Source organism: Nitrospira sp. BLG_1, assembly GCF_047338595.1.
Lineage (GTDB): Bacteria > Nitrospirota > Nitrospiria > Nitrospirales > Nitrospiraceae > Nitrospira_D.
Genome location: NZ_JBLFBO010000061.1, coordinates 1 through 12,445, shown reverse-complemented (window position 1 = coordinate 12,445; position 12,445 = coordinate 1). Strand labels below are relative to the sequence as shown.

At 54.5% G+C, this 12,445-nt stretch carries 13 protein-coding genes and 1 pseudogene; 6 read left to right on the top strand and 8 right to left on the bottom strand.

Translation table 11 applies throughout. From position 1 onward, the window contains the following. Positions 1-848 (bottom strand): annotated as a pseudogene (locus ACMTNU_RS19040) (carboxypeptidase M32); the annotation flags it as partial. Between the two features lie 18 nt (positions 849-866). Between ACMTNU_RS19040 and ACMTNU_RS19035 the strand changes: the two are divergent. The 5 genes from ACMTNU_RS19035 to ACMTNU_RS19015 all read left to right on the top strand — a co-directional run bounded on the left by ACMTNU_RS19035 (position 867) and on the right by ACMTNU_RS19015 (position 7,293). Next, positions 867-1,598, top strand: a complete 732-nt coding sequence (locus ACMTNU_RS19035; RefSeq protein WP_413936868.1) for a class I SAM-dependent methyltransferase — start codon at positions 867-869, stop codon at positions 1,596-1,598. A gap of 46 nt (positions 1,599-1,644) precedes the next feature. Next, on the top strand, positions 1,645-2,232 hold the full coding sequence (locus ACMTNU_RS19030) for a hypothetical protein (protein ID WP_413936867.1): 588 nt from the start codon (positions 1,645-1,647) through the stop codon (positions 2,230-2,232). A 283-nt stretch (positions 2,233-2,515) separates the two neighbouring features. Continuing rightward, a complete protein-coding gene (locus ACMTNU_RS19025; protein WP_413936866.1) occupies positions 2,516-3,352 on the top strand; it encodes a caspase family protein in 837 nt (278 codons plus the stop codon). 113 nt (positions 3,353-3,465) lie between these two features. Further along, positions 3,466-6,441, top strand: coding sequence for a CHAT domain-containing protein (locus ACMTNU_RS19020; protein ID WP_413936865.1), 2,976 nt, complete (start codon positions 3,466-3,468; stop codon positions 6,439-6,441). 75 nt (positions 6,442-6,516) lie between these two features. Next, a complete protein-coding gene (locus ACMTNU_RS19015) occupies positions 6,517-7,293 on the top strand; it encodes a hypothetical protein (protein ID WP_413936864.1) in 777 nt (258 codons plus the stop codon). A gap of 129 nt (positions 7,294-7,422) precedes the next feature. Here ACMTNU_RS19015 and ACMTNU_RS19010 read toward each other — a convergent pair whose 3' ends face one another. Next, positions 7,423-7,965 (bottom strand): FKBP-type peptidyl-prolyl cis-trans isomerase, encoded by a 543-nt coding sequence (locus ACMTNU_RS19010; RefSeq protein WP_413936863.1) that lies wholly within the window; start codon positions 7,963-7,965, stop codon positions 7,423-7,425. A gap of 364 nt (positions 7,966-8,329) precedes the next feature. On the opposite strand from ACMTNU_RS19010, the gene ACMTNU_RS19005 reads away from it, so the two are divergent. After that, positions 8,330-8,629 (top strand): DUF2934 domain-containing protein, encoded by a 300-nt coding sequence (locus ACMTNU_RS19005; protein WP_413936862.1) that lies wholly within the window; start codon positions 8,330-8,332, stop codon positions 8,627-8,629. Positions 8,630-8,766: 137 nt separating this feature from the next. Here ACMTNU_RS19005 and ACMTNU_RS19000 read toward each other — a convergent pair whose 3' ends face one another. The 6 genes from ACMTNU_RS19000 to ACMTNU_RS18975 all read right to left on the bottom strand — a co-directional run bounded on the left by ACMTNU_RS19000 (position 8,767) and on the right by ACMTNU_RS18975 (position 12,264). Continuing rightward, positions 8,767-9,366: a DUF1579 domain-containing protein gene (locus tag ACMTNU_RS19000; protein WP_413936861.1), complete on the bottom strand. Its 600-nt coding sequence runs from the start codon at positions 9,364-9,366 to the stop codon at positions 8,767-8,769. Positions 9,367-9,661: 295 nt separating this feature from the next. Beyond that, on the bottom strand, positions 9,662-10,261 hold the full coding sequence (locus tag ACMTNU_RS18995; RefSeq protein ID WP_413936860.1) for a DUF1579 domain-containing protein: 600 nt from the start codon (positions 10,259-10,261) through the stop codon (positions 9,662-9,664). Between the two features lie 64 nt (positions 10,262-10,325). Continuing rightward, positions 10,326-10,811: a VOC family protein gene (locus ACMTNU_RS18990; RefSeq protein WP_413936869.1), complete on the bottom strand. Its 486-nt coding sequence runs from the start codon at positions 10,809-10,811 to the stop codon at positions 10,326-10,328. Positions 10,812-10,853: 42 nt separating this feature from the next. Beyond that, positions 10,854-11,237 carry an iron chaperone gene (locus tag ACMTNU_RS18985; protein WP_413936859.1) on the bottom strand — a complete coding sequence of 128 codons (384 nt, stop codon included), beginning with the start codon at positions 11,235-11,237 and terminating at the stop codon, positions 10,854-10,856. Positions 11,238-11,329: 92 nt separating this feature from the next. Then, entirely contained in the window at positions 11,330-11,776 is a 447-nt protein-coding gene (locus tag ACMTNU_RS18980; RefSeq protein ID WP_413936858.1) for an SRPBCC family protein, read from the bottom strand. Positions 11,777-11,898: 122 nt separating this feature from the next. Beyond that, the gene (locus ACMTNU_RS18975; protein ID WP_413936857.1) at positions 11,899-12,264 is read right to left on the bottom strand and encodes a YciI family protein; all 366 of its coding nucleotides are present in this window, start codon (positions 12,262-12,264) and stop codon (positions 11,899-11,901) included. Positions 12,265-12,445: the final 181 nt, after the last annotated feature.

Here is a 12,445-nt window from a genome sequence, read left to right as displayed (position 1 = left end):
TGGTCGTACAATCCATGGCCGCCTTCATGGATACAACTGAACAGGCATGACTGGAGTTCATGTTCATGCACGCGGGTCGTCACGCGGACATCGGTCGGATGAAACGAGGTCGTAAAGGGATGGGCGGAGAGATCCAGTCGGCCACGCTCGAAGTCGTACCCCATGGCGGTTAGCACCAACCGCCCAAACTCCAGCTGGCGACTGTGGTCATAGGAGCGGTGGAGGATGCTGTCGTCAATCCGGACCCGGCTCTGGGTGATTTGTTTCAGTAACGGCACCAGGCGAGCCTTCAGTACGGCAAACACTGGCTGGAGCGTCGCGATGGTTGCTCCTGGTTCATACACATCCAACAACGCGTTATAGGGAGAGCCTTCATAGCCAAGATATGCCGCTTCTTCACGTTTGAGCTGGAGCACGGTTCGAAGATTCGGCAGGAACATCGAAAACTTGTTGCGTTGTTTGGCCTCCGCCCAGACCTGTTGGGCGAGGGAACATTCTCGACTCAGCTTCATCACAAAGTCGGATGGAAGTTTCTGTGCTCGGCTGAAGTCCCGCCACACTTCCCGCAAGAGCGACCGGGAGGGTTCATCCCACGTGTCGCCAGGCCGTTCTGTTGCCTGGCCGCTTGCCGGATCCACCCATTGAGACAAGAGGGACTGTACCTCCGATGACACCAATTTCTGATGGGCAATGCCTTGAAGTACGGCAATCTGCTCCGCCCTCGCTTCTCCGCCACCGGCCGGCATATAGGTTTCCTGATCCCAGGACAAGACCGAAGCGGCACTGTTGATACGTTGAATTTCCAAGAGTCTTGTCGTGAGGGGTTCTAAGGTCGCGAGGGTTTTCAAATCGGCCTCCTGTTCCCTGTGCTAAGATTCGGCGCTCGCCATTCAGTTGTCGGGCGCAGTGTACGCAAGGCCCAGCGCGTTTTCAAATCGCTGAAAGGGATTCTCATGGAAAAGTTTGTGCCATTGGAGATCGAAGCCTATGCTGAGCAGCATTCTATGCCGGAGTCTGCCATCTGCTGCACCTTGCGTGAAGAGACTCAGCAGACCATGGAATATCCCCAGATGGTAGTCGGTTCGTTAGAAGGTGCCTTTTTGAAAATGATGACGCAAGTGGTCGGTGCGAAACGGGTGCTTGAAATCGGCATGTTCACGGGCTACAGCGCCCTCTGCTTCGCCGAAGCATTACCGGACGAGGGAACGGTCATCACCTGTGAAATCAACGAACAGTCGGCTGCACTAGCACGACGCTATTTTGCTCAGGCGCCGGTTGGCAGGAAGATCACTATCCGCATGGGTCCGGCGTTGGACACCATGCGGACCCTCATCGGTCCATTCGATCTCATCTTCATCGATGCGGACAAGACGAATTACCTGAATTACTATCGACGCGCTCTCGACCTACTGGCTCCAAATGGGGTGATCCTCATTGATAACGTGCTCTGGAGTGGTGAGGTGTTGAAGCAGTCACCGCCGGATGAATCCACAGCTGCCATTCAGGAACTCAATCGTACGGTTTCAGCCGACCCGCGTGTCACTGCCGTGTTGGTCACAATCCGGGATGGGATTCTGGTGATAAGAAGAACGAGGTAGTGGATGGTTGACTTGTCCAACTCAACAGACAGAAGTTCTGCACGATATGATGTCAAATGAGGCGGATCATCAGCAACCCAGGCTCGTGTTTCTCTTCAGCGGCCATATGGTCGATGCGCCGGACAGGCCGACGCCACGGTTTCCTGCTGAAAAAGAACTGATTGCTGCACAGAGGATTGCAGAGGCCCTAGATCATCTGAGCGCTGGCCCGGAGGATTTGGCTTTCACCCAAGGCGCCTGCGGTGGAGATCTCCTGTTCACCGAGGCCTGTCAGCAAAGGGGAGTGAAGGTGCAGTGGCTGCAGCCATTCGATGAGTCCACCTTTATTCAGAAGTCGGTCGTCTGTCATAGTGAAACCTGGCTGGTGCGGTACCAGACGGCCAAAGCCAAGCTCACGACTGCGATTCGCTCCGCCCTAAAAGAACTCGGCCCACTGCCCATCGGCAGTGATCCCTATGAGCGCTGCAATCAGTGGCTTCTCGGGACGGCGATGGCATACGGTGTCCGCAAGGTTCACTTTATCTGCCTCTGGAATGGCAACAACGGCGACGGTCGTGGTGGGACTGCCCATATGTATCAAGAAGTGAACAGGCAGACCGGCCAGGTGATTTGGATCGACAGTCGCACCCTGTAGCCGAACCAGACGTAGCTGTACCCATTTTGATACAGGGATGTATCCTTTCAGATTCTCTATCCTGATTGTTTTACCCTTATTCTTGAACGAGAATTTGTTCTTTGGAGACTTCCAGGGGGCGTGGGAATGCTGTATTCTCCCTTCCTGTAGTACGGCCTAGGTGTGACCTCGTGCTCGTCCGCTTCCGGCATACGGCGTGGCAAGTTGCTTGCTCAGTATTCTCTGGAGAGATGGAACCACTACGGTATTCAGCGTCAAATATGACTCATTGAAAGGAGCTGTTATGGCGAAACGAGCAGTGCTTATCGGGATCAACAAGTATCAAGTTCCCGGGTCTGATCTGAACGGATGTGTGAACGACGTGAAGAATCTGAGTGCGGCACTGAAAACCTACTATGGGTTTGCCGACAAGGACATCACGACCCTCACTGATCTGAAGGCCACGAAGAAGGCCATGCAGACTGCGATTCAGAAGCTCATCAAGAGCGGGAAGAAAGGCGACACCTTACTGCTCCACTATTCCGGGCATGGGTCGAATGTGCCGGATGACAATGGGGATGAAGCGGATCATCGCGATGAGATCCTGTGCCCGACCGATCTGGATTGGAAGGATACGTTACGAGATGATTGGCTTCGAAAGACGTTTAGTAAGCTTCGAAAGGGCGTCAACTTCACGGTGATCATGGACTGCTGTCACTCCGGCACGATCACTCGCGCCATCGTTCCACCTGATGCGCCAAGAAGAGAACGGTTCCTTCCCTGTCCGCTCGATCTCATGGCGACCGAGTCTGGTCGAAAGCTGCGTGGAACTGTGCGTGGTCAACTCGGCAAAGCGCCTCGCGGGCGGAAGCGAAAAGGCGATATCGTCCATGCCGACATTCAAGAAATGTTGATCACCGGCTGCCGCGATACACAGACCTCTGCCGATGCGCATATCGGCGGGACCTATAACGGGGCTCTCACCTATTACCTTGTCGAGTCGATCAAAGAGGCCGAGGGCAAACTGACTTACCGTGAACTGCATCGACGAACTATGGCCAAACTTAAAGCGGAGGATTTTGACCAGGTTCCCCAACTTGAAGGGCAAAAGTCTTCTTTCGATCGACAGTTTCTGAGTTAGGAGCCAGAGGGAAGGCCATACCACATGCTCATCGGCATGTCCCTGGTGCCAGGTATCGAGGGCAGCGGACATGTCTGGGAGGAGTGCCTCTATCCAATGAGCGGAGGGCAACGATGAAGTCTGGACAGACCCAGTCGATACTCCACGTTTCCGTGTTGCATGGGGATCTCAATCACACAAACTATCCCATCCTACTCGGCCATTACGAGGGTGACACGATTGCAGGGGCGGAGCGTGTCGTGGACAAAATGGTTGAGGGCGCCTTGTCTCAACGCTACCACTCGGGACGCTATCCAGGACGAAACGGGACGGCCGCCGTCGCACTGGCGCCGCCCAATGAGGTTCAACAATCGTTAGGTGTGCAGCATGGCGCGATCGTCATTGGACTCGGAAAATGGGGTGAATTGACCCCCTCAACGCTCACACAGGCGGTTTCGCAGGGAATCACAGAGTATTGTTTGCACATTCACCAGTGCCGTGGTGCAACGGATTCATCCAAGGCGCCGGAGGGGCTCACGATCAATAGCCTGCTGATCGGGTCAAATACGTCGGCGAATATTGCCGTCGAGGACTCGGTCAATGCCATTGTGCGGGGCGTGGTCTTGGCCAATCGCGCACTCACACAGGGGCCGAACCAAAGCCAGGGACCGATGCTCCCACGGGTGGCCCACATGCAGTTCATCGAACGATTTTTGGATGTGGCGGTTGATGCGGCCAAGTCGGCACATCGTGTGGCCAAGCGGATCGGGTTGGAATCCCAGACAGCAATTCAGGTTGAGCGCTATATGAAAAAGGGGAGCGGGGGCTCGACCAGGCTTGTTCCGTCCTCCACGCGAGGATATTGGCGGCGTTGGACCATCTCGGCGCTCCGGAATGACCCTTTTCCCCCCTCGGTGAGCCTGCCTGCCGTGCTCAAGGATCGCCTCCGCGCCCTGTTGCAGGAAGAACAAACAAAAGATCCACAGATTTACAGCGCCTTGCTTGATCTGGCATTGACGACTCGAGATCAGACGGCGCCTCGTCCACATAAGCTGCGATTTCTTGCCTTATCGGATCGAGCCAGAGCCGAGGTGACGGTTCAAGACAACCAGCCAGAACTGATCGCGCAACTGATTCAGCGTTCGATCAGAACCGAGACGTTTAATCAGGACATTGCCAAGACACTCTTCGAACTGCTGATCCCGCTGGACTTGAAGGAGAGTCTGCGCAGTCTGGAAAACGTGGTCTTCATTCTCGACGAGGTGACGGCCAATTATCCGTGGGAATTGATGATCGATACGGAGAAGCCCTTGTGCGTCCGCGCGGGGGTGATCCGACAGCTGCAGACCCTTGACGACAAGACGCATGCCAGGGACAGTACGACGCGACATGCCTTCGTGGTCGGGAATCCCCTCACACCCCCTCAGTATCGTGATCTGTCAGGGGCTATGGAGGAAGCCACCCTGGTGGCCGACATGTTGGAGAAGGCCAACTATCGAGCAGCATTTGCTCGCACCAGGCTTGGAGCCAGTGAGGTGTTCAAGCAACTTTTTGCGCGACCCTATCGCATCATCCACATTGCCGGACATGGACAGTATAGCGAGGCGGACAGCGGTCAGGTTGGAGCCAAAGCCGGGGTGGTGCTGAGCGATGGCCTCTTTCTCACGGCAGCGGAGATCGCCACGATGGATCCTATTCCGGAACTAGTCTTCCTCAACTGCTGCCATCTCGGACAGATGGGCGGAACGGCCTCCAATAAAATGGCGGCAAGCATTTCCAGCGAATTGATTCGAAAAGGCGTGCGTGCTGTTGTGGCAGCCGGCTGGCCGGTCCAGGACGATGCGGCACTGTGTTTCGCCGGATCGTTTTACAGGGAGCTGCTTGCTGGCAGGACATTCGGCTTGGCTCTGAAGCAAGCTCGACAACAAACGTGGGAGGAATTCCCGTCTTCCAATACATGGGGAGCCTATCAAGCCTACGGCGATCCTGATTTTTGTCTGGTCCGTACCGATGGCTTGAGTGCCGTCGGCGAGGAAGATGTGAAAGTGGCGGCGGAAGAAGTGCTTCTTCAGTTGGATGGTCTCTCCCAACAATGGACCCATGCAGATGACGCGAAGGTACGTGCAGCGTTAAGTCAGGTGGAACAGCTGTGCGCGGAGGACTGGCTGAAACAAGGAAGCGTACAGGAACGACTGGGGGCGGCCTATGCCGGAGCCGGTCTTTTCAAGGAAGCCATTCCGTATTACCGGCAGGCAGTGGAAAACAAGGATATCGCAAACCCCGCGACGCTGCGTGTAGTTGAGCAATGGATCAATGTCGCGGTGCGGTGTGGAGAGAAAGACGGCAACAAGGTCATGATCCAAGAGGCGATCGACAAGGGACGTCATCTCCTTGCGCTTGCAAAGACCTCGGAGCGTCTAAGCCTCATAGGCGGGGCGCAAAAGAAGCTGGCCCAGCTTGAGACGGATGCCGAACAGAGGCGGGTTCACTTAGCCCAGGCGGTTGCCGACTATCGTGCAGCCGCAGATCTCGGACAACGGGAGGGAATAGACGATCCTTATCCGATCCTCAATGCTGTGGTCCTCGAGGTGTTGCTCGGGAAGAAGGACGCACAGCGGGAAGCAGCACTCTCGCGATGCGAGGCCCTGGCGCAAGCACGTTTCAAGGACACGCGCAGTGTATGGGATGCCATTACCATTGCAGACGCTGCCTTGATTCGGGCGATCATGGACCAGTCGCTTCTTCAAGAGATGAATCAGATAGTAGAGAAGTACCGGGCGGCATTTACCGAGTCCTCAGCGACCCAACGCGAGCAAGACTCGGCCCTGACTCAGATGAAGTTCATCAGCGTGATGCTCGAACAATTGCCTTATTCCGATCGTGACGTGGTCGCATCAGCTGCGGAATCGTTAGATCAGATTCTAAAGCAGTTGGAACCGCGGGTTCAGCCTGCAGCGTCCAGTGTTAAGGCAACATCCAGCGGACCATCGAGGCAGATGCGTCAATCGAAGCCACTACTGAAACAGCGTATGAGGAAGAAGCCTATCCAGGAGAAGGCAAGGGGGCGGTCTATTCGTCGAGCAGCCAAGAGACGATCAATGCTCTCGTGATGACATTCACGAAGGGCTAGCCGATCGTGAGATCAATACCCAGCACAAGAGACCATCCATTACGGAGGATATCAGATGAAAAAGAACGTGACTCCCATCTCAGCTCGTGAATTTGTGAATGCCGCGAAGTTGCCGTCCCCGACACGTGGGGCAGTGGAAGGCAGTCGAGAACTCATCGATTTCAACGCGCAGAAGACTCAGGCCATGGTCGTGGCCTCCGATGTCGTCTCCTTTGTGAAGGGTGTGTCGAGCGAGCGGCGGCAAGATATCGTCAATTCCAGCCTGCTCGCTCAGTTGGTGGCCAATAAACAAGTGCCCGACAAGACGCACGTCACCCAATGGTACAAAACGTACTTCGAGGTATTGCAGAATATCGGATGGGTCATTCAAGATCACAGCTTCTCCTCATATACGGAAGAAGCCAACGGTCTTGAGGCGCATGAAGCAATCCTCAAAGTCGCGGGAGCCTTTCTGGGGGGCGCTCCGGCAGCCCTCGCCATCGTGATGTCGACGCTCGAAGCGTTGAAATCGATGGACAGCAGCAAGCCCTGGATGACCATTTTTGACCGCGAGACCAAGCATGCGAATACCGGACACTTCCAAATTGCTTTAGCTGAACAAGGCGACCATGATCAATTTATGGTCTCGTTGATGGCCTTTAGCTTGAAGGCGCAGTCAAGCTTGACGCAGATCCTCTTCTTTAAAATTCGTCAAGACGAGGTGCAGCTGGAGAAATGCGCAGGCAAGGTGACGATCAACGACGAAGTCCTGTCGAGTGTCAGGGAGCAAGTGAAGCAAAAGCTTGCGGCTCACACCAGTCAGTACATCGCGAAGCTTCCAGATCTCGGCTGACCCAAATTGAGTGCGTGCAAGCCATTGGCCGAGTGTGTGTGAGGTGTAGGTTACATGGACGCAATCTATAGCAGCATAACCATCTTTCTCGTGCGGGGCGGTGATCGCCCCGCACGAGGGAACGAAGAATCACTTCGTCGTGGCTCGTACAACGTCTAAGACTTTGACGTCGAAATAGAGGGTTTTGCCGGCCAGCGGATGGTTGAAGTCGAGTACAACGGTCTCGCTCTTCACTTCGGAAATTCGTGGGTATACCTTTTGGCCATCAGTAGTTGTTCCTTCTAGCTGTGCCCCAACCTTTTGCGATTCGACCGGTACCATCTTCCTATCCACTTCTTGAAACGCTTGCGGATCAACTGCGCCGTAGGCTTCTGCCGGGCCAACAGTCACTTTCTTTTTCTCCCCAACGGTCATGCCCTCCAGGGCCTTCTCAAGACCGGGAACGACTTCATGGTTGCCTTGAGTGACTTTTATCGGCTCTCCACCGACATTGGTGTCGACGACTGATTGATCGTCGAGTTTCATGGTGTATTCGAGTGTGACCTGTTTCCCGTTCGACACGGTCGCCGGCGACCCTCCCTTCTTGACATCGCCTGCTGAGGCGCAGGCCGCGGCAAGGAAGAGGATCGTGCACCAACCACAGAGTGATGGAAAGATGAAAGGACGTCTCATAGGGCACCTCCTGTGAGAAGTGGGTTGAGAGAAGACTGGAAAGGGTCGCAAGTGAGATGGGTGCAGACGGGCGATCGGTTCCAGACTTGGTTGTATGGATAATTTTCACGCTACCACATCAACTCATCTGATGCTACCTGCAATGGTGCTACTGTTCTATTGTGATACAGCGTAAGGGAACGACTCACACAAAGCAGTTGCTGCTCAGGCAGCGACCTGTGGTGCCATGGACAGGTTTTATAAATCTCCAAAGAAAGTTGTATCGTTAGCTGATCTGAGTAGAATGCATTTAAGACCATGTTGAGAGGAATAAACCCCCTCGGAGCGGACAAGAGGTGAGGGGCGTCACAGGTGGAGGAGGATTATGGCGCGTCGGACGAGCGGTGAACAGAAGGAAGCAAGCAACAATGAACCTCGTGTTTCGGTTGCCAAGGTGGGTAAAACGGTCAGCTCGCGCCGGGCTACGCAACGGGAGTTGTTTTCTGTCGGTCCTGCCAGCGGAAGGGTAGAAACTCAGGTAGAAGGGCAGGACCATCTCCATCAGCAGATCGCGGAACTGGCCTACCTTCTGTATGAGCGAAGTGGGTTCCAGGATGGGAACGATCTGGAGCATTGGTTGGAGGCCGAACGGAAAATTAGAGGCGTACGTGACCGGGCCGCATAGCTCCTCACCGCACAGCCGTCTATCCTCTCAACCTATTAGGTCTGTGAATGAGCCGTTGTCAGATTGAGATGCCCCTGGTGCTTCGAACGTATGTTGAAGTCCGAAGGGGCATTGTTGTCTGATGCGCGGGGTCGCGTTTATTGTTTCCTCGTATATATGATCTCCATGATTTTCATTTCCTTCTGGCCCCGGTGCGCGCTATACATCTCCACCAGTTGGTTGTCGGCGTCGATGATCTTCCAGATAGCTCGATGAGTTCTGGTGCCTCCGCCCGGCTCAGCGTGTGACCCTCCCAGGGTAATAGTTTTTCCATCGGCACTCCCGGTCCCCTCCATAATGAAGACACCGGTTCCTCTAGTATCCACCCAGACCGTGACGTATTTCTTCCGAATGTTGTCATAGGCGTCGATGCTCATGCCGGTGAATGGTTGACCCATCATCTGTCCGGAAAATTCCTGGTGGAGAAATCGCCCATCCATCAGCATTTTTGATTCTGCTGTGCCGGTTGATTCCATTGGTGGTTTCCCTGGTTCTATCCATTCCTTTGTCGTGGTGGTCCAGTTGCCGGCCAAGGTCGCAAAGAGTTTATGCGGCTCACCGGGCATGGCGGCCTGTTTCCACAGCTCCATCATGGCCAGCGGGTCCATCGGTTTCTCACTCTTTTTCTCTTTGGCCATAGCAGGGGAGATGGTGAGCATGATGCAGAGTGAGGGCAGCACAAATGAGAGTCGTTGCACAGTGAACTCCTTGTGAATGAGTAAATCTCAATGTAGCATTTTCGAGCGGACAGCTCTACGGCAGCCGTTGGGTGGTCAAAATCTTGTGAAGCTTTTCAAATAATGAGGTATGTGGATTCAGAACTCGTCGCCCGCTCACAAGGGGGCGACGAGTTGTCGTCCTGGAAGCCGGTGAAGGCAGGCCACTGGGTTAGCTTCTGTCTCGGCACATCCTACGTCTTTGTGATGACGTGATCGAGATACCCAGAGAGATTTGTCCAAAGTCTCTGGAATGAATCTTTCTCGCCGTTCACCCTTATGGTTTCCTTGTATAGGTGATCTCCATCATCTTCATTTCCTTTTGGCCGTGGTGGGAACCGTACATATCGAACTGTTGGGTGTTGTTGTCGATCAACTTCCAAATCGCGCGATGCGCCATCTTGCCTCCGCCTGGCTCTGGGTGTGAGCCGCGCAAGGTGATGGTTCTGCCGTCAGCGCTGGCGGTTCCTTCCATGAGGAAAATGCCGGTACCCATGCTATCCATCCATGCGGTCACGTATCTCTTTCTCATATTGTCATAGCCGTCGATGCCGATGCCGTTGAAGGGCTGGCCCATCATCTGGCCGTTGAATTCCTGGTAGAGAAATCGCCCGTCCAGCAACATCTTCATCTCTGCGGTGCCGGTGGATTCCATGGGAGGCTTTCCTGGTTCCATCCATTCCTTGGTGGTTGTGGTCCAGCTGCCGGCCAGGGCGGCAAATTGCTTATGGGGCTCACCCGGTGTACCCAATTGTTTCCAGAGCTCCATCATGGCTTGCTCATCCATGGGCTTCTCGTGTTTCTTGTCCTTGGCAAGAGCAGGGGACGCCATCAACGCAACACACAATGCGGTAGCGGTTATAGATAGGAAACGCATAGGAGCCTCCTTGTGGTTGGGGAACGTGTGTAACATATGATTTCTCTGCTATCAGGTGACCTGTTCAATGACTATGTGAGCTTCGTCTTGCTGCCTCGATGGTAGCGACGTCGATCTTTTGCATGGTCATCATCGCATCGAACGCTCGTTTGGCCTCCTCGCCGCCTGTGGCCATTGCTTCAATCAGCACCCGCGGTGTGATTTGCCAGGAGACGCCCCACTTGTCCTTGCACCAGCCACACTCACTTTCCTGGCCGCCATTCCCGACAATGGCGTTCCAGTAGCGGTCGGTCTCCTCTTGGTCGTCGGTCGCGATCTGGAACGAGAACGCTTCATTATGCTTGAAGGTGGGACCGCCATTGAGGCCGATACAGGGGATACCGGCGACGGTGAAGTCCACCGTAATGACCTCGCCCGCCTTGGTGGAGGGGTTATCGCTCGGAGCACGGTGGATCTTACCCACGGTGCTATCGGGAAAGGTCGCCGCGTAGAAACGCGCAGCTTCTTCGGCATCCTTGTCATACCACAGACAAATCGTATTTTTCGCGATCGTCTTTTGGACCATGTCGTCTTCCTTCCTGTTGGGCAGGCGCTAATTGTTCGTTCTGCCTGTTTCTGCTGAGTTCTCCTTCACCCTAAACTTCACGATCTGTTCGATCAAGGTATAGGGAATGGGTTGGTCAAGCGGGAACTTTGCCGTTCCCTTCCCGTTGAGATATGGCGAGAGCGCTGTCTTAAATTGTTTCCGAACAGTCGTCGTCATCGAATAGATGCTGACATGTGCTTTAAATCCAGCGAAGTAGATCAATGGGCCGTTCAGCATCAATGAAGGGATGCCATAGCTGATGGTTTCTTTTGCGCCGGGTGCCGCATGACGGATAGTCATCCGTATCTTGGTCAAGATCCGTCGAACGTCGGGTGGGAATTCTGCGATATAGGCATCCACACTTTTTGGTATGGTCCGTTTCTTATTCATAGAACCTACTCTGCGAGAGAGCGCTGCTCTTACACCGGAAGAGGCGGCATGCCTTTGCGCGTTCGGTGATGGTCAGTGCTATTGGTGTCGTGTTAGTCGGGAATTTCTACCTCGACGAGTTTGCCGAGTAGGATCAGGGACTCTTGCCAACCAAGGTAGCAGGCTTCAGGAGGAATGACCGCAGGCACATGCTCTTGCACGATGTTCGCCTCCGTTCCACACGATACCTGTGTCAGAGTTACGGTCACGTGCATGTCACCCGGAAGGTTTGGGTCATCAAACGCATCGGTATAGCGGAGCCGTTGATGCGGCACGAGCTCAAGGTACCTGCCGCCGAACGAGTGGCTCTTCCCTGTTGTGAAATTGGTGAATGACATTCTGAACGTGCCTCCGACCTTCGCATCCACGTGATGCACCTTGCCGGTAAAGCCGTTTGGCGGCAGCCATTTCGTCATGGCATCCGCATCGAGAAATGCACGATAGATGCGTTCCGGTGTCGCACGAATGACGCGGTGTAGGCGAATGGTGTTGGTGTCCATCGTTCTTTCTCCTTACTCTGAAAAGGGTGTGATCTTGGACAAGCATCATTTTTTGGTAAAGCTGATGGCTTGCCTAATAGTCGAACCGACAGGCCCCAAATCGACATCCGTCCTATTTCAAGCTATTCTCCTGGTAACCCACTGATTTCGCGCACAGGTCTGACCTCGACGGTTCCAATTCTTGCGCCGGGGACGCGGCTCGCTATGGCGACTGCCTCGTCCCGGTCTCGGGCATCGATCAGAAAGTAGCCTGCGAGTTGTTCCTTTGTTTCCATGAATGGGCCGTCGGTAACCGTACTCTTGCCGTCCCGCACTCGCACGATGCTTCCTGTTGCCTCAGGCTGTAACGGCGAGGCATGGACATACTGACCGTTGCTGTCGAGCTGGTGGCAGAGTTGGATCGATTCCGCGAGCATGTCTTCCCTGGCGCCTTCAGGCATGCGTGTGAATATGTCTTCGTTGTGATGGACCAGCAGCAGATATTTCATGAGGCACCTCCCGTGACATAGGATAGTCGTCGGCAGAGGCTGAAATCGACAGCTAGTCGCCACATCTGACGGGGATGGACGTTATGGGAGATCCGGGTTGCAACATCGTGACGGCGTATCTCATAGCGGGCGTGTAAGATTAACTGTGTAACTGGTTATCATGCTTCTTCTCGAGCGGAGG